This window comes from Leptolyngbya sp. UWPOB_LEPTO1 (assembly GCF_017302695.1).
Taxonomy (GTDB): domain Bacteria; phylum Cyanobacteriota; class Cyanobacteriia; order Leptolyngbyales; family Leptolyngbyaceae; genus Leptolyngbya; species Leptolyngbya boryana.
On sequence record NZ_JAFLCJ010000008.1, the window covers coordinates 119,595 to 140,411 of the forward strand.

Sequence of the window (20,817 nt, forward strand, 5' to 3'; positions counted from 1 at the left end):
CGTTCAGAGTTGTAGATCATTAAATTCATGACTCTTGGCACCGTTGAAGTCTGGCTCTTTCTGCATCTTCCTCATAGGTGTTTCCCTGGCAGAATGATATGAAGCAGTTCTGCACTCTTCTCCTGATTCGCCGATCTCAGTTTGACAATGCTCTCTTTCAGCGATCGCTCAGTCAGTCCCCTGACATTGACTGGAATATCGTTGTAGCACGTTCAGGCAATGCGGCGCTGAATATTTGTTGCCATGCTGCTCCAGATGCGATTTTGATGCACTCCGATCTGCATGATATGGAAGGCGAACAATTTATTAGCAAACTCAAGCAATTTGAAGACACAGTTCCGATCGTTGTGATCGCGCACACATTAGAAATTGCATCGCAACTTCTAAAAGCAGGTGCAAAAGATTACATCCTCTCGCACAAAGTAACGCCAGAAGTATTACAACATACACTGCAGAGCGTAGTACTGCGGCAAATGATCGAGGGAAACCAAAAGGATCGATTAAATCAACAGCTTAAACAAAGTCAAATTGCGCTGAGAAGAGCGATCGCGCAACGCGAAGAAGCAGAAACCGCAAATCAAAATAAAGACGAATTTCTCGCTGTCGTTACGCACGAACTGCGCACACCACTCAATGCCATTTTAGGCTGGGCGAAATTACTGCGATCGCGCAATCTCGATTCTGAAAGTATCGATCGAGCCTTAGAAACGATCGAGCGCAATGCCCAATCTCAATCTCAATTAATTGAAGACCTCTTAGACATTTCACGCATTATTCGAGGTCAATTGCCGATCAAAGTCATGATGGTCAATTTATACGCAGTCATTTCTGCTGCGATCGAGGGCGTTCGACCAACAGCAGCAGAAAAGAACATTCAGCTTGAATTTAGCTCGATGGATTTAGATCTGGTCATTTCAGGCGATCCGAAACGATTGCAGCAGATTTTATTAAACTTGCTCACCAATGCAATTAAGTTCACTCCAGCAGGCGGAAAAGTTACAGTTCAACTCACTGAACTAGATGGAATGGCATACGTCAAAGTGATCGATACCGGGATTGGGATTCAGCCTGAATTTTTACCGCATATTTTCGATCGCTTTCGTCAGGATGAAACCAATGCTGCTTCCGCAGACGGGTTAGGGTTAGGTCTGACGATCGTGCATCAACTCGTCGAACTGCATCGGGGTTCAATCACCGTTGAAAGTGAAGGCAGCGATCGCGGTACGACTTTCACCGTCCAGTTTCCACTTGCTTCGCTAAAACTCTGAACTGATCCCAAGTTTCATAAAGAAGCCTTGAAAACTGAAATCATTCTGGCTTTCAGAAAATACGCCTGGACTCGCTCCATCGACAAATCGAATCGAATTCGACACATTAAAGAGATGTTGATATTCATAACCCGCACTCAGATTCAAAGTCGCTTGCTGACTGATTTTGGGTTGCCAACTCACTCCTAAAGCAAACTCCAAACCTGGCACAAACGTTTGATATTTATCCTGCGAAATCCGAGCAACCAGATCAGCACGATTGTTATCGGTTTCTTCGTAGCTCGTTGTCCGATTGCCCACTAGAATCATTCCTGCACCGCGACCAAACAGACTAAAATCTTTGCCCAACCTGAGATCTGCTTGAGCACCCATGCGAGGTCCAAACCCACTTAATCGATTCTCAATCCGAGCCGTTGCCTGGTTAAAATCTCGCCCATCATAGGCAACATTCATCACTTGATTCACAGTCGCAAATCGCAATCCTCCAAACACTCGCACACCCAAGCTTTGTCCAATTTTGAACCGATAAGCAAGTTCGGCATCAGTCGCAGCATAATTCATCCGCGCACTGGCGTCCGCCGTATTGGCAGAATCATTCTGAACCGGATGCGTCAACGTAGAGTACAAGAACCCTTGAGTCGGTCGAACGGCACTTTGCTGCCCGCCAGTATTGAAAAACATATGAGTTGCAGCCACTTCCCAAGCCGTCTTTTCAGGACGATAGGTTAAACCCACGCGCAGCGCCGTTGGATCTTCATATCGAACTCTTGCCAGATCCCCACTAACTGCTAGTGCTTGTCCTGAGTCTACGATCGCGAAATCCATCGCGTTACTCGTTCGAGCCTTTAAGAATAATGCTTCTGCCGAGACTTCAAACTGTTGAGGACGTTTTTCAGGAGCAGTCACCCCGACTTGATCAGAAGTAGGCTTTTTAGCAGTGCCGGATTGTGGCGAAATCTGCTGCCGTAAGCTTTCAATTTCTTGTTCTAGCTCTTGCTGCTTTTGCTCTAGTAATTGGAGCTTTCTAATTAGCTCTGCATTAGGAGAAGCTTGAGCGATCGTCGAAGGAGCAGGAGAAACTTCAGTCGCAAAAGCACTGAAAGGAGCGAGAAAAATTGCGGAAGCTGCAATCCAAGGGGCATGAATCTTTTTCACGGGAAAGTCCTAACAGGTAAGTGAGCTGGCAAAGGAAGCGTATTACTTATAACTCAATACGCTCGGCTTACTGAAAAAATTAATCCGGGAAGGAAAGCTGGAACCGTCCTTCGAGAGTGAGTTTGTTTTTCTCTTGATCTAGCTCTGAGATATAGCGCTGGAGAGCAGGACTGAGGAAGTTCACAAGATAGGCGTTGATGCGAGGATTGATGATTGTGCTGTCCCCTGCACTGGGATTTGTTGCTCGGATCACATTTGTTCCTAATGTGTCATTCAGCACATCCGTCTCTGCACCTCCAAACAAGTAATCATCTCCAGCATCTCCTTGCATCGTATCAACGCCTCGAAGTCCAAACAGGATGTCATTTCCATCGCCGCCTGTCATCGTATCTTCAGCAAATCGCGTTGCTCCTAGATTTGAATTGCGGTAGATCAAATCGTACTGATGAGGTAGACCTTGACTGAAGTTGTAAGATTCGTCGCTGGAATCGAGATAGCCTCTGACGATTTCAAAGCTGAGATTGATTTGTCGATCGACGATCGGGAGCAGCAGCGTTGCATTATCTCCTAACATCACGTCGTCGCCTGCTTCACCATTCATCACATCGTTTTGAGCAATCAGGGTATGAGACTGATTGTTATTGACATACTCAATGCCGTGATTGGTATTGTGCAGGTCGCGAATGAAGGTTCTGACATCTTCAGCAAACAGTTCGAGATCGCGTTGGAATTGTAGGCGATCGCTTTGAGTGACAGGCGCTTGATTTGCGAGCGGCAGAATCACATTACTATAACCAGCAATCATTAAGTCATTTCCAGAACCACCATTCACCAAATCGTTGCCGAGCTTCAGGTTAAACTCGCGCAGCGTAGAACGAGCAGGCTGATCACCGCCGATAAGTGCATAGTTCCAGAAGCTGCCTTTCACATAGTTGGGATTGCTGAAGTTAGGAGCAAGAACAAAAGTGTCATCAGCGAGAAGCTTGTCATCGCCACTATTTCCAGTGATTTGATCATTGCCGATCGCTAAAGTAAACGGCTGATTCATGGGTCGAGTGGTGAGCGGATCTAATACCGTATCAACGGTGCGATTGAAGTTCGCAATTAATTGCTGAAGATTTCCGACCATTGTGCTAATCGCCGCAGCATTACTCGGTGATTTAATCGTTAAGCCCCCGATCAAGAAGGCATTGTCACCCATGACTAAATCGCGATCTCCCCCTGCATCAATCACATCTCCACCGCGTGTAATTTCTCGTGCAGTCGCGCCACTCGTTCCAGTCAGCGCAAGTTCTAAGCCGTGAAGGTCATAGTTCAACTGATACAGCGATCGCATCATTAGATCCAACGATTGATCAATTCCAGCAACTCCTGTTCTCAGCGGAATGGTATTCGTATAGTTATCTCCCACAACCGTGTCTAAACCAGCACCCGCCGAAATCTGGTCATTTCCTGCTAGTAAATCAAGATGATTGATCACATCAGGAATGACAGCAGCTAGCGTTTGGAACGTTACACCCGAGGTTGTACGAAGCGCACCCGTGATCGGAGTCGGAGAATGATCGCGCGTTAAAGTCGGCGAGAGCGTCAAGGCTGGCAGCAAGCCCGAAATTGGGTCAGGCGTTAAGGTCAAGTTTGGCGTAACGATCGTCCCGAAGAAATCGAGAGCTAGGTTTGCATTCTGCTTGATCAGGTGAATCGCACGAGTGACGATCGGGAGTTCCGTATTAAACGGTGGCAGATTCGAGGTGTCATCTCCAACGATGAAGTCATCGCCTGCAAGATCATCAATGAAATCATTGCCTGCATTGCCTTCAATGTAATCATTGCCTGTTCCACCTTGAATTGTGTCGTTACCGCGCTGACCGAAGAGCGCATCATCTCCAGATCCCCCATCAATTGCGTCATTCCCATCTGCTAGGAGTGCGACCTCATATCCAGTTGATTCAGTCAGTAACAAGAGATCTGGATTTTGGAATTGTGCCGCAGTCGGTGTTCCGCTGACGGTTCCAGTCACGCGACCAACATCAGTTAGAATCACATCTCGATGCCACGAACCATTGAGATTCCGACGAGCTGAACCATCTGGATTGACATCGCGAGTAATGATACCGACATCTCCTAAAATCGTGTCTTGTCCGTCTCCACCTTGAATGATGTCATTGCCCAGTTGCCCATAGAGTTCATCATCTCCAGCACCACCATCAATGAAATCGTCTCCACGCTGACCTTGAATGATGTCATCGCCAGTTCCTCCGACCATCGTGTCATTGCCAGCGATGCGATCGACATCATCAAAGCGCACGATATCTCGAATAACCGTCGCAAACGGTGCCACAAATCGCTGCCACGCATTGTTCACCCAACGCCGAGTAATCGTGCCGTTATCACCGAGCATCACATCTGAGTCTGCTTCTCCATCCATTGAATCATTGCCATCGGCACCACCTAGCACATTGTGACCGCCAGTCATGTCATCTTCACCTGCACCACCGTACATGATGTCGTTGCCTTGCTGACCGAGCAGAATATCATCGCCTTGATTGCCATACAGCACGTCGTCTCCACCGCCATCGGCTGCTTGTGTGTCGATCGAGACGAAATTGCGATCGCGCTGCAATGCCTGATAGACGATGGCATGATCACCCATGACCAAATCATCTGATGCACCAGTGGACACAGGTTTTGAATCTCCTTGACGGTAGAGCGCTGTATCATCAATCTGCACGCCATTGATCATCCACACCGCAGCATCTCCGGTCGCAGCATCCCGCCAGACAAACTCAGCCTTACCATCGTTGTTCAAGTCACTAATCGCTTTGACTTCCCAGTTAAAGGGCACACCCGAAATGATCACGGCGGCTCCTGCCAGTTGAGTGCCATTGATCAACCACACCGCAGCATCGCCATTACCGCGATCGCGCCAGGCGATATCGCTCTTGCCATCATTGTTAAAGTCGCCAATTCCTTCAATCGTCCAATTGCTCGGAATTCCAGCTAGAACAATTCCAGATCCAGCAATTTGCAACCCATTCATCAACCAAACAGCAATCTCACCGTTCGTTTGCCCTCGCCAGAGCAGATCGGCTTTGCCATCGTTGTTAAAATCGCCAATTCCCTGAATGTTCCAGTTCAACGGCACACCGGGGAGAACAATTGCAGATCCAGCAATTTGCATACCATTCATTAACCAAACGGCAACATCGCCATTACTGCGATCGCGCCAAATCAAATCAGCATTACCATCGCCATTGAGATCATCAACGCCTTCAATGGTCCAGGTCAACGGTACGCCTGGAACGACGACTGCGGCTCCCGCAATTTGCGAACCATTCATTAGCCAAACAGCAACATCGCCATTACTGCGATCGCGCCAAATCAGATCCGCTTGATTGTCGTTATTCAGGTCAGAGATCCCTTCAATTTCCCAACTCAGTGGCACACCCGGAAGCACAATCGCAGCAGTGTCAATCTTTCTGCCGTTCATTAACCAAAGGGCAACATCGCCATTAGCACGATTGCGCCAGATAAAATCATCCTTGCCGTCTTTGTTGAAGTCGTCAATTCCTTCGATCGTCCAACTCAAAGGCACACCGGGTAAGACCACTGCGAAATCGAGTATTTCTTTGCCATTCATCAACCAAACGGCAACATCCCCCCGAACTTGATTGCGCCAAACGAGATCGGTTCGATCATCTCCGTTAAAGTCACCTTCATCAACAACTGTCCATTCCCGGGTCAAGACAACGTTTGGATCAGCTCCGTTATCGCCTGCAACAAAGTCAGAACCTGAGCCACCGATTACTTGATCTTCACCTGCACCGCCAAAGATACTATCGTCACCGCCCAAAGTTGGATCAGTAGTTGTGATGATATCCAAGGTTGATAGGTCAGAATCGGCTCCAACGACCGCATCCCCTGCAAAAGCAAAATCGAATCGACCGTTATCACCTAAGATTCTGTCATTGCCAGCATCGCCGTAGAGAATATCATCGGCAAATCCACCCAGAATCAGATCAGTCCCATCGCCCCCGGAGACGACATCATCTCCCCCAATGCCTGGGTCGATGCTATCTACGAGTTTTACCCGTCCGCCTGTTAACGTAATTTCAGCCTGATCTCCAATTAGAATGTCGTCTCCCGCATCTCCGGTGACAGTATCGTTTGCGGCTCCAGCGATCGCAATATCATTGCCGTCATTCCCTGCGATTTGATCGTTACCACCCAAGGTTGGATCAGTGGTCGTAATCAGATCGAGGGTTGTAAAGTCGCTATCGACTCCATAGTTAAGGAGTCCATTGTCACCGAGAATGATGTCTTGTCCTGCATTACCTTGAATGGCATCCGCCCCATTTCCACCAAGAATGCGATCGTCACCCTCATTGCCTTGAATATTATCGTTTCCACCAATTGCTGGCGAGGTTGTGGTGATCAAATCTAAGGTTGTGAGGTTACTATCTAGCGTGTAATCTAGGCTGCCGTTATCACCGAAGATCACATCGTTGCCTTCATTCCCTGTGGTCGTGTCGTTTGCGGCTCCACCGAATAAGAGATCGTCGCCTGTATTTCCAGCGATCGTGTCATCTCCACCTTGGTCTGCAAAAGTTGATTCAATCTTCTCAATGACATCGGCATTATTGCGAGTGATGTAAGCATGATCACCAAAGATGACATCGTTGCCTTCATTGCCTGTGATGCGATCGTTGTCTGCCCCTCCCAGGATGATATCGTTGCCCAATCCACCCGTGATGATGTCTTTTCCACCATTTGCTGGATCAGTTGAGTAGATATCATTTGCTTGAGGTGTTCCATCGGCTCGAACAATGACCCCGTGATCACCCAAAATCACATCATCTGCAAGATCAGAGCCTCCAGTAATCGTGTCATCGCCAGCGCCACCAAGAATAAAGTCGCCTTGGTCATCGCCATCGATCGCATCATTGCCACCAAGGGTAGGATTCGTTGTTTCAATGCGAGCTACAACTCCATTCGGCATCGTCACTTTCGCATTGTCTCCAGCGATGAAGTCAATTCCAGTACCACCCATGATGGTATCGTTCGCGGCTCCACCGATGAGAATGTCATCGCCTGCATTGCCTTCAATCACATCATCTCCGCCTTGAGATGCGAAGCGTGCTGTGATTTCTTCTACAACATCCGATGCATTGCGAGTGATGTAAGCATGATCGCCATACACAATGTCATTCCCTTCATTACCTGTGATGCGATCGCTCTCAAATCCGCCGAGAATCAAATCATCTCCTAGACCGCCAGAGATACTATCTTTTCCGCCACTCACGTCATCGGTTGAGAAGACATCATTTGCTTGGGCTGAGCCATCGGTACGAACAACTACGCCATTGTCTCCAAGGATAGTGTCATTGTCTGCTCCTCCCGCGATCGTATCGTCGCCAGAGCCACCCAGAATAATATCTGTGCCATCATTCCCTTGAATGGTGTCATTGCCGCCACTGAGTGCTTCTGCCGTCTCAATCCGGGCTACAACCCCATTCAGCATGGTGATTTTGCCGTTATCTCCGAGGAGGATGTCGCTACCGACATTGCCCTGAATGGTGTCATTGGCGAACCCACCGAAGATTAAGTCATTGCCATCATTACCCGTAATATTGTCGTCGCCGCCATTCGATGCGAAAGAGGTTGCGACTTGCTCAATTTGGTCGTTACTATCGCGAGTGATATAAGCATTGTCGCCAATGATCCAGTCATCGCCTTCGTTTCCTGCCAGGATGTCACCGCCTAGACCCAGTGCATCATTGCCACCAGAACCACCGATGATCAAGTCATTGTCTAACCCTCCCGTGATCGTGTCTTTGCCACCGAAGGTTGGATCAGTTGAGTAAATATCATTGGCTTCAATCGTGCCATCGGCTCGAACTACAACGCCATTGTCACCAAGTAAGACATCTCGACCGATCTCTCCAGAAACCGTATCGTCTCCAAATCCGCCGATCGCGATGTCGTTGCCTTCATTTCCAGCGATCGCATCATTTCCTCCGAGTCCTGGATCAATCGATTCAATTCTCGTTAAGATGCCTGCCGAAAATTGCGCGCGTCCGTTGTCTCCAATTAAGAAATCATCTCCAGCATTTCCAGAAATCGTGTCATTTCCAAATCCCCCGATCGCGATGTCGTTGCCTTCATCGCCATTTAGCGTGTCGGTTCCGCCAACATTTGCTTCTGTCGTTTCAATCTTGGTGACTGCACTATTCACAAAGTCAATCACACCTTGATCACCGATTAAGCGATCGTCTCCCAAGTTTCCAGAAATCACATCATTGCCGGCTCCACCAAAGAGAGCATCATTACCAATTCCACCGGAGATCGTATCGTTACCATCTCCTGCAACCGAAGCATTCGCGGCGCGAGTCACTTCTCCTGTCGGAGCAAATGTGAGCGTTCCAGTATCCCCAAAGATGTAATCCGCCGCGCCGTTATTGTCATTGAAAACCGCGATCGAGCGATTGACATCAATCGTGGCATTATCGCCAGCAATCACATCATTTCCGGCTCCACCAAACAGATAGTCCGTTCCATCTGCGACATTCGCAGTAAAACTACCTCCAACGATGTTGTCATCGCCACCTTCCCCATAAACGGTATCGCTTCCAATTCCACCGGAAATTGTGTCATTCCCTTGAGAAGTTTGCTGTGTAGCACTTGGACGCGATCCAGCAGGAGCCGTCATCACATTCGCATCAAAGGTAAAGCTGTTATAAGCCGCATCTGTTGCTTGAACCGGGAAAGTCGAATCGCCATAGATTTCATCATTTCCGGCATTGCCATCAATACGATCGTTCCCTGATCCGCCGCCGATCAAATCGTTGCCTGATCCGCCTTGTAGCGTATCGTCGCCATCTCCACCATTGAGAACAATACCGCGTGTGGATGCAGTTGCATTCACCACATCATTGCCTGCTTCACCATTTACAACTAATGTTCCACCTGGAGGGATCACCGAAACCGTTACGTTATCATCGTTTGCGCCTGCATTAACGGTCGTTGCGCCTGTATTGGATTGAACTGCGATCGTATCAGCACCCGCAGCACTATTTAGAGTCGTAGAACCTGTGTGTGTACTTTGAATCGTAAAGGTGTCTCCACCTGAACCGAGCGTAATGTCTAAAGCTTCAACAGTGTCGTAGTCGATTGCACCTGCCATTCCTAAGCCCGAGACGCGAGTGCTGGTTAAATTGCCTGTGTTTGCAGTAGTATCACCCGAGTCAATCACGTTGAGAGTATCAGTACCCGCATCCCCTTGAACCGTTAGAGTCGCGCCAATATCGTTAACAGTATTGCTCGCGTTTCCAACATTAATTGTGTCGTTGTCTGCACCTGCATTGACTGTAGTCGCGCCTGAGATCGATTGAACATTGACAGTATCCGCGCCTGCATTCGCATTGACCGTAGTTGTTCCTGCGATCGTGCTAGCAACAGTAAACGTATCAGCCCCAGAACCGAGTGCGACCTCGATCGCTTCGACTCCTGCGTAGTTGATCGTGCCTGTCATACCCAATCCGAGCAATTGAGTATTCGTGAGGGTTCCAGTGTTTGCGGTTGTATCACCTGAGTCGTCTGCTTTGAACTGATCGTTTCCGGTTCCTCCGTCGATCGTCAAATTCGCACTGATCCGATTTAGAGTGCCATTCGTATTTGATGTAGGCGTGGAATTACTGCCGATATTGATCGTATCATCACCATCTAAGGTTCTAATGGTTACAGGTGAACCCGTCGAAACATTGGTGAGATTGACGCGATCGTTGTTGCTATCTCCAGTAATTTCGACAACTGGAGCTTGGAGGGTTCCGCGAATGTCGATCGTGCTTCCCACACTATCAGCGTTGCCCTGGTCGCCTTTAATTAGAATTTGAGTTGCAGCCGCGATCGTACCCGTTGGATTCAATGTGAAGTTGTCGCCTGCAAGTAGAGAAATACTAGCACCTGTACTTTCGACTTTCGTATTGGCGACAACTTCAATGTCTTCGCCTTGATTTTGTGTATCTGTTGTCGTGACTTGAACATTCCCAGAAGCCGTCACATTCTCACTGACCGTTACCGATCCTGCATTAGTTAGAGACAGATCACCGGTGATGGTTAAACCAATCATCGGGCTAATTCCGCCGATCGATAAATTCCCAGTGTTGTTAATCCACATTCCCCCTGAACCATTCGCTTCGAGTCGAGAAACGGCTGTATCGATCGCATTACTGCTAGACCCGATTCCAGCAGTAGCTTGCAGAATTGCATTTTGAGCAATAATGTCTGCACCGACAGTATTTACATCAACTAATTGTCCAACCGTTTTTAGATTCACTGTGCCAGATTGAGCCTGGACTTTGCTAATATTTGCGGTGCCTTGAGCAATGTCAACTTTGACAGAACCTTGAGTCGAAGAGAGATTCTTGAGATTGTAAATTCCATCGATCACAACGCGAGACAGCACAAAAGTATTGAGATCAAATTGATAAATATCAGCTTGTCGAATGGCGAGATCAATGTCCTGCCCAGCTGTAATGCTGCTGAGATCTAAACCATCAAGCTGCGTAAGGCCCGTGTTGAGTGAATTGCTTGAGAGTTGAAGATTGAGAGAGATGCTCTGTCCAGCATTTGCCTCCAATGCTGCATTCGTTGTCTCATCAAACAAGCGTAAATTCAAACGATTTGTTAGATCTCCAATTCGACCCTGTGCCGCATTCAAATTCGCGCTCGCATTCTCTAGCTGGACATTGCTACCCATGAGAATACTTCCGCCTTGATTGGCGACCAGCAAGCTACCCGTTGAGTTCTCGATCAGCCCTGCAAAAATTACATTAGAAGCAGTATTGTTCTGAATAGTGATGGAAGGCAGACCGACAACATCTGTAACCGTTGTGACATTGGCGGTATTGATATCGGCTCGAATATCCAAATCAGGAGACTCAACTGCATTATTGATCGTCCGAATCCGATTAATTCGCAGATCCTTCGTTGAGTTATTCGTAATGTCAACGCTTTCTAGAACGCTATTTTTGTGAATGATTACATCTCCAGTCACCGTTCCGAAAGGAGAGTTAATTAAGATCTGTCCAGGTGGCATTGTCGTCACATCGCTGACCACGACTTCATTTCCAACAATCTGGGCTGAAATATTCCCCTGAGTCAGAACAGACAAATCTGGATTCACTACCAGAGAGGCACGACTGGGTGCACCTTGATAGATGTCGCCTGCAAGATTAATTGTATTGTTACTGGAGAAGTTACCAGAGCGTTTTGCTTCTGCTTCGCTGTTCAGAATTTGCTCAACGAGCTTGATGACTGTCCGAGTCACCCATTTCACAAACCAACCAATAATCGGAATTTTACTTACGACTTTGACGACTTCTTCTACTGCTGTCAAGACGTAGTTCACAACAGTTTTCGCAACAGTTTCAGGATCGAGAACATAGATCGCATTGCGATCTTGAGGAGAAACGGCTTCTAGTAAAATATCAATCCCAGAGAGCTGCGATTGTGACAGGATATCAATATCGGCATCGAGATCCATATTGTTATGCGCCGTCGCAAACACTGAACCTGTCAGACCTGCGGCAATTTCTGCTTTTGCTTTACTATCTGTATCAACTCCATCGATTCGCGAGATGATTTCAAGACGGTTTTGACCATTTAAACTTGCGCCAATTCCATTTGTAACTTTGGTGTCAACATCAGTATTGACATTCGACTGAGCATCCGTTGTAGAATTCGCTGCGATCGTCTTTGAGTAGGCATCTGCATCCACATCAAGTTTAGTGACTTTTGAGTGCAGTTGAATGCGATCGCTGAGTAGACTCGCACCATCTCCGATAGTTGTACGGACTTGAGAAGTGACATTACTCGTTGACTCGGTACGGTTCTTCGTAACTGCACCACCCGTTGAAATTGACCCACGACTACGCGCCTCATTACTAACCAGCGATTCAACCTTAATTGTTCCGTTAAGAGCCGTAATGCGAGTATTTACCCCGACGGATGCTGTTGTATTGTCAGTAACGATTGTGGTTCCAGAAGTACTTGCTCCAGCGAACACTCCACCTGCACCCCCGATCGCTTCTGAACGTGTCACTTGATTATCAGACTGAGCCGAAACCGTAACATTCTGTCCAGCATTAATTTGTACGTTCGTGCCTGTAGAAGCCGTACTTGCATTGTCAATTTCTGCTCGCGCTGAGGTCACTCCTGCTGCTGCTATCCCAAGCGCTTGTCCGCTGGCATAAGCATCGACGACGTTTCCGGATAGGGACTGAATAGAGACATTCCCTTCCGCTGTTAACGTCACATTACTAGCAACGGAAGCAGCTAAATTGGTTGTCATCTTAGCTTCAGCGTTCGAGCCAGTTAAGCCAATCAATGCCCCTGCTGAGGAGGTTGCAGATGCTTTGACTTGTTTGCCAGAAATAAGCTGACCGTTCGCATCTCGATTAAATCGGCTTGCAAGAAGAATATTTGTACCTGCATCCAGCATCACCCCATTTCCAACATTTGTTGTCAGGGTTGTCCTGACTTGAGATTTTGCGTCCGATAAACCAACCGCGAGTCCTCCCGCATTCACCCCAGCAACATCTGTTGAGACATTCGCAGTCCCACTTGATACAACATCAATGTTTCGTAAGGTCTTGATATCTGCTCCTGCACCAATGCTTGCAGAAATCGTCGGACTAAAATCAGCGATCGCAACGTTCGCACTCCCAGAACCAATTCCAACTGAGAGCGATCGAGTGGTTGCAGTTGCAGTGAGATTCGCATCGGCTGAGACAGACAGACTGCCGACAGTGCTGCCAGCAACCTGACCAATTTGAGCATCGTTGTCAACGAGAGCTTGAGTTGAACCCTTTCCTGTTAATCGAGCGATCGCGGCTCCAGCAACATAGCCTCCAACTTGCAGGTTAACCATTGTGCTTGTATTTGTTCGATTCGCAAGAGCATTGACCAAGACATTATTGGCTTGATTAATTCTGGCTCCGTTGCGAATTGCTGCAAGTTGACGACTATCATCGTTGACAATTACAACTTGAGCACCTAAGCCCACCAGTCCACCCTGTCCTGCACCTGCAATGCTATTTAGGGTATTCGTAAAGTTCGCAGTCACATTGATATTGTTACCTGCATTGACGATCGAGCCTTCTGCCAAGAATGCTTGAGTATTGCCGTTGATATTTGCGATCGCAACCGATCCTCCAACACCGACTGCGCCGACTGTAATGTTACCGATGCCCTGATTTAGTGTAATCGTCTCAGTCGCAGTCACATTGACATCTGCACCAGCGTTGACGATCGCATTCACACCCACAAAAGCACTGGTTCCATTCAGCACTGGAGCAGTCGCCCCAAATCCTGTCGTTCTCATCCCGACAGTCTTGCTATCAGCCTTGGTCTTCGCACGAGTCGCAAAGCTGGAATTACCCAAACCGCTATCGATTTGGCTCTTATCCAATTGTTCATCCGTTTCAGATTGAGTCGAGGCGACAGAACTCGTGCCATCGCCAGACATGCCGCTGCCGATATTGACGACAGAGACAGCACCCGCGACACCAGCCAACCCTCCTGCAAATGCCATTACACCAGTTGTTACTGTTTTGCTAGAGTCGGCATCTACAACAATATTGCGTCCTGCACTGACCGTCGCGCCGTCTCCAATCGATGCTGAAGTTGTATTCCAGATCCCCGATACCATGACCGAAATTCCAGCACCTACTGCTCCTACCCCCAGCGCTGCAACACCCCCGGTCAACGTTGAATTATTTTCAGCTTTCACTTGGACATCTTGTGTTCCAGTGCGGTACGCCAAATCTTGGTTGACTCGGCTCGTTCCATCGATCGTCGCGATCGTATCAGTTGTGAGCGAGGAAACCAATACTGTTCCAGCCACTCCTCCAAACAGTGCTGCCCCTAAAGATGCGCCGCCTGTTGTCACGCTTTCTACCGAATTTGCCTTAACTTCAGTCAGTCCACTTGCATTCGTCGTAGAGCTTGTGATTTTCGCAGTTGTAGAATTGGCGATCGTAATGACGGAAATCGTCGCACCAAACCCAACTCCCTTACCCGCAAGTCCTGCTGCTCCTGAGGCTCCAGTTGCTTCGACCCGATCATCAGCAATCACTCGCAGATTACCAAAGGTATTAATGGTCGAACCTGCAATGAATGCTTCATTCTGACTGCGAATATCACTGACTAGAAGTGAACCTGCTACCCCTGCAAAAAATCCACCTGCACCACTTGCAACAACAGACCCAAATTTTTCGCGAGTGAAGGACGTGACATCAATGCCAGCTTGAGCATTCACAATCGGAGCATTGTTAATCAAGGCACGAGTCGTATTTCCAATCACAGTTACATCAACGGTTGCACCAACACCGACTGCGCCACTCCCTGCGATCGAACCTGCTTTAATGTCAACATCAGAATGATTGAATGCCTTAACCTTGACGGTTTGACCCGCATTTGCCCCAGTGTTATTTGCGTTAACGGACGCACCATCAATCGATGCTGTCGTCTGACTTTCTAAAACGGTGACAGATGCTGTTGCTGCTACACCTGCTTTGCCACCTCCTGCAAGATTGACGGATACGACATCAACTTGCTCTTCGCTGGTCGCGATGACTGCAACGCCGCGTGTGAGTTCACTGGTTCCAGTACCATCCGCTTTTGAAATCGAACTTGTCGCGTTGCCCTTTGCGGTAACACTTGCACCTTGGCGAATTGCAGCTTGGGTTGTATTTGCGATCGTATTAACATTCGCAAGACCGCCAACCCCTGCTACGCCTCCAACCGAAATTGTCCCTCCATAAAAATCGATCGCATTTTTGCTGTTTGCCAGTACGAGTACGTTGTCATCTGCGCTGACGGTTCCACCGACGATCTCTGCTGTTGTGGTATTCCCCATCATGCTGACGGAGGCAGAACCCGCAACACCAACCTTACCTGCACCAGAGCCTCCGACAGAAATCGTTCGCACTGTGTCACGAGAATCTGCACTGACAATCACATTGCCTTGAGAACTTGTAACTGTAGAGCCTGAAATCCGTGCGATCGTTCTATTTTCTAGATCATTCACGGCCAGTGAGCCTGCAACACTCACTTTACCTGCACCTGCTAAAGCGCCCCCATTCGCCTCTAAAGTTGAAGATGCGATCGCTTCGACTTTCACATCTTGAGCCGCAGTCACTGTCGCACTATCTGCAATATGGCTATCTACTGTTTTACGAATCAAGTTAACAGAAACAGATCCCCCAATCGCAACGCTTTGAGCACCCGCGCCTCCGACTGTAATCGTTTTAATCGTTGCGCTTGCTTCAGCAACAGAACGAACCCCTGCATTTTGTGACGTAACCGTAGATTTCTCAATGTAGCTTGTCGTCGTCGTTGAAATATCATTAACTGAGATTGCTGCTCCGATCGCGGCTGTTTGAGAGCCTGCAATTCCGCCTGACAAGCCTTCGATCGTACTCGTATCTTTCGCCTCCAGATTAATTTGACCGCCTGCAAGTAGAACTGTGTTTTGGTCAATGAAAGCACGAGTTCCACCCCGGATCATATTGATCGCAACAGAGCCACCTAGACCGAGTTCTTTTCCACCTCCAACGCCTAGCGTTAGCGATTTGATTGTGCCTGAAGATTCTGCTGTGATCTCTGCTCCTGCTGTCGTCGCTAGTGTAGACTCGCTGACAAAAACTTGAGTGTTGTTTGTGATGCCATTGTAGGCAACGGCTGCGCCAAAGCCGACAGTTTGACCGCCTCCAACCGCGCCTGCTAAAGATTCAATCGTTGCAGTGTTTTTCGCAGATAGTGAGATCACGCCTGTGGGTAAAGTCGCGTTGATAGTTCGGTTCGTTTTAGTAACAGAAGCTTCTGTGGTTAGGGTAATGTTATTTACAGAAACGGTTCCCGCTGCACCGATTCCATTTTGTTGTGGAGAAATCCCAAGTGATGCTGCAATTGCTTGAATCTCAGAGCTATTCAGAGCAGACAAAGTTAGACTTGTACCAAGATCGAGCGTGGTGTTACTGCTATTCGCTTTAACCGTATTCTTAATAATATTCACACCCACGCCTGCGCCAAATCCAGCCCGTCCAACCAGACCTGCTACTGCACCCCCGAGCGCAAAAATTCGAGAGTTATCTTTCGCATCCAACGAAACGCTGCCAGCAATGGTCGCTTGTACACCATTTAAATAAGCTTCAGTTGTATTTGTAATGCGGTTGACGGAAACAGAGCCAGCGATCGCAATGCCATTCTTACCAGGCGCACCAGAACCACTCGCCGACAGTGCAAACAGATCTCCGCTGCGAATCGCTTTTAAGGAGAGTTGATCCGCTGTGAGCGCGAGTTTCTGCCCCCCTGAAGCAGTGCCCGTAATAAAAGCATTTGTCGTGCCTGTTAACGTGTTAATGCTAACAGATCCTGCAATTCCTACCGATGTTGCATTGGCGTCAGCAGATTTAGCAAACGCGGCTGAACCAGAAGCAACTCGCATCACAGTATCATTCGTTGCTTCTAGAGCAACTTTTCCACCGTTGATTACGCCTGCATCATTGATAAAGGCAGACACTCGATCGGTGGCTGTATTGATCGAAACGTCCCCAGAAATTCCAATTCCAGATTTTCCTTGATTGCCCTTGTCATTCGACGTATTTGCAGCACTGTTGTCTGGATTGGCTGCATCTGCTTGTGGAGTCATTTCTCCAAAGAGTGTCGGCAACGTAACCCCGTCTAAGGGATCATCCGAACTGCCTGGAGAATCAGCAACATCAGTCGGTTGTTCGGGAGGATCTTGAGACGCTTGGTCTTGGGGATTTTTAGATGCGATCGCAGCTGCTAGGGAGAATGACCACAAGCCACCTGTTCCCTTCGCCCCAATCGTAATATCGCCCGCATCAATGTCTGTGCCAGTAATGGGTGCCGCCGTTGCGACTTGACCAATAAAGGCAGAAACGGTTCGATCCATGTTATTGAGCGACACAGATAGACCAATCCCAACGTTGCCGCCTTTCGCAACACCCCCGACCGCATTCACGCGCGTCGTTTCGTCTGCGGCTGTAATGTTGAGTGCTCCACCTCGGAACTTCACACCGCTATCAACTTGCGCGATCGTATTGCTTGTCTGATTGGTGTAAACAAAAGTCCCACCGACTCCAAACTGTCCACCGCTTGCACCCGATTGTGCAACGTTAATATCAATGTTTTTAGACTCTGCCTTGACCGTGAGATCTCCATCTGCTCCCGTCCGAATCAGCGCTCCAGATTCAACTTTCGCGATCGTATTGCTATTGTTAAACAAGAGGAACAATGATCCACCCATGCCACCCTTACCAGACTGTGAGCCAGCCGGATTCAGGTCTGCTAGACGATCTTTGGAATCTTTCAATTCTTGAAGCTTTTCGGTCGTCAACTCAAAATCGAAGACACCCGTAATGTTAATTTGATGCAGTTCTGTTTTGGCTTCAACCGAAACCGTCTGTTCATTCGTCTGGAATGCAGCAGTTTGATTTATCTTGGCATTGGAGCCGACGATCGCTTGTGCATTACTCGTAAACTGCTGGAAGTTCACCGAACCCGCAATTCCCAATTTCTCGGCTTTTGCAGTACTCTTCGCCCAAGAGTTGAACAATGAACTCTTGAAGCCCAGAGTTCCATCATCAAAGTGTTCAACTAGACCATCAATTCCATCTTCTTTAAGCTTTCCGAGGATATCAAAATTCTCTTCAACCGTAGAGAGGAATGGATAAATGACTTCAGAACTGATCGTCGTTGCTTTTCGAGCATCAGTTGTTCCCTCAACTTTTGCGATCGCGCTATTAGAATACAAGCCAACAATGACTGCCGCACTTGCTGTTGAAGCTTGTGCGCCTTCATTCGGTTCGACACTCGCCTCTGCTTGCGTTTGATTTTTATTCTCGATCGTGGCTTTCACCGCAATGTCTGCTTCAGATTTGAGTACGCCTGTAAGTCCCACGGTCGCAGCTACAGTGTTACGAACGCTAGAGAACGCAAATGCACCTGCTGCACTAAAGTTCGTTTTAGACCCACTTCCGCCTGCGCCCGCGTTTTGAGAGACATTATTTGCAGTCATTCCCTGGATAAGACTTGCGGGATTCACTTGGGTTTGTGCTCCATCGCCGCTTTGCCCATTCGCCGTGTCTTCTTCTTCTTCGTCACTCACACCTGAGGTTGCGGAAGCTTTATCTTCACTTTCCAGTTGAGCGACAATCCGAATGCCTGGATCTTTGAGGACATGATCGGTACCCTGAACACCCGAATTAGAGACATCGATCGCGGTGTTTTCTTCAGCAGCAGCAGCAGACTCGGCAAGCTTAATGGTGTTGTTATTCACAACAATCACAAAATAAGTATTGCCATCTTCTAATCCATCAATGTCCGAACCACTGCCCTTACTATAGACAACAGCTTGCCCCTGCTTGAAGCCATGATTTGCGACGGTAATAGTGTCCGCATTGTTGTTCACCGCAACAGATGGATTAAAGATCTTTTCAGCCGTTGCACCCGAGGTCACGGTTCCATTGACGATCGCTTGAACATCTGATTTTGTGAACCCTAGTCCAACCGATACGCCCGCTTTTCCACCCTGGCTAGCTTCGGCTTCAGAACCTGCTTCTCGTTCAACCTTCCCAGTTGCAAGAATGTTTGCATTTCTCCCTGCGGTAATGGTTGCTCCTTGTGAAATCGTTGTCTTTGCTGTCAAATTTGCGTTCGCAATTGCGAGCGATACAGCAACGCCAGGAACTGAAGATTGTCCTTGTTCAGGAGGCTTCGTCTCAGTCGTCATACTTGCCGTTGTCGAGGCATCTGAGGCAAGAGTAACATCTGCTCCAGCTGTGATCACGACGGATTGTCCAATGTCGATTGTGGCAGAAGCAGTCGCATTACTCCAACCGACGCTAACAAATTCGCCTTTTGCTTCTGCACTGGCATCTGCTGCCGCAGTCGCAACAATGCTAATATCTTCTGTCGCAAGGATTTGAGAGCCATTGCCGATCGTAATATTTGCTCTAGACTCTCGAACCATCACACTAACCGGCAAGGACGGAACCTGTCCGGCATAAAAATCGATTAACGGCTGAACAATGATACCGTCTATAAATTCATTCAGTCCCTCGGTTGGATTGATATCTTTCGCTTCTGCACTGAAGCTAATATTTTGACCTTGTACAATAACATTGCTGCCTAGTGTAATTCCAGACGACTTAATGTCAGCAGAGACAGGCAGTACTCCAGGCAACAAGCTCTCTAGACTGATCCGCAAATCTTTAGCCGCAAATGCAATGTCTGCCAGCGCCTCAATCCGAACGCTATTCGATACAGTAATAGTTCTCGCTTCGATGTTGAGATTATTTAGCCCACCTGTTCCTACTAAACCGCGAATCTCAACGTTCCCTGTTGCTTTTAGCGTGAGGTTATCAAGCCCGCCTACTCCATCTCCAGTAATCCCGCTTGCATCGATCGTGATATCCCCAATCACGTCTAAAATCGCGTTGCCTGTGATCCGCGCGATCGCACCTGCTGTATTGATGCCCGTATTCGTAAGGGCGCTTCCAGTAAAGCTAATGCCTAGAACAGATTGATAGTCAGCCAGTGCAGCAGATTGAAAGACTATTCCGGCTTCGATCTTGCCGTGTTGATATTCTAAAGTCCAGTCTCCACCTAGCGCTGCGCTTCCAGTCAGATTCGTTGAAGCTGCAACATCTGCCTGCGTCAATTCGCTCAAAATATTGACAAATGCCTGTCCAATTTCGCCCTGTGCAACCTCACATCCGTAGAGCAAGATATCTGCGTCTTGAGTGAGTGCCTTTGACCAACTTCGGAACTGATCCGCATACTGCTCCAAAGCGTTGCTATCGAGCCAGTTCTGTCCTAATGTCAGTCCGCCGCTGCTTCCATGCGAAAGAATGTGAACTGCCGAGATGCTCGTGCGCTCTAGTAGAATGTCGGTGATTTGCGAAACTGCATCTTTGATGGGATCTAGAACATAGATTTCTGTTCCTGAAGCAGCGTTTGCGAGGAGCTTTTCATATCCTTGAATTCCACGATCGACAAATGCAATCGAACTCGATCGAGAGATATCGTTTAGTGCTGGACTTAAGTTAATCTCAAGCGGCGCAGGGGCAATTGCCGTTGTAGAACCTAGTAAAGCATTACGAAGTAGAGCATCAGATTGCATAAGTCGTTACCGGGATTAAGTTTGGATGAAAAGCAAAACTGCGCGATATCTAGAAGCGATCGCGCTCAGGAAATTAGCATGAATTGGATTGGGCTGTTCTCAACCAGAATGCCTATGTTATGAAGGTATTCTGTGCTTTTCAAAGTTTCTCAGTATGCGAGATTGAGGGGCAAAAGTCTGAGGCAT

General features: G+C 48.1%; 3 protein-coding genes. 1 reads left to right on the forward strand and 2 read right to left on the reverse strand.

What is annotated here, in order from left to right; all coding sequences use genetic code 11:
- Positions 1–98: 98 nt before the first annotated feature.
- Positions 99–1,268 (forward strand): ATP-binding response regulator, encoded by a 1,170-nt coding sequence (locus tag J0L70_RS14115; protein WP_287455072.1) that lies wholly within the window; start codon positions 99–101, stop codon positions 1,266–1,268.
- Here the strand turns inward: J0L70_RS14115 and J0L70_RS14120 are convergent.
- Positions 1,257–2,423, reverse strand: a complete 1,167-nt coding sequence (locus J0L70_RS14120) for an Lpg1974 family pore-forming outer membrane protein (protein ID WP_017291324.1) — start codon at positions 2,421–2,423, stop codon at positions 1,257–1,259. The two genes, J0L70_RS14115 and J0L70_RS14120, sit on opposite strands and share 12 nt — an antisense overlap.
- A 79-nt stretch (positions 2,424–2,502) precedes the next feature.
- Positions 2,503–20,631, reverse strand: a complete 18,129-nt coding sequence (locus J0L70_RS14125; protein ID WP_287455073.1) for a DUF4347 domain-containing protein — start codon at positions 20,629–20,631, stop codon at positions 2,503–2,505.
- Positions 20,632–20,817: the final 186 nt, after the last annotated feature.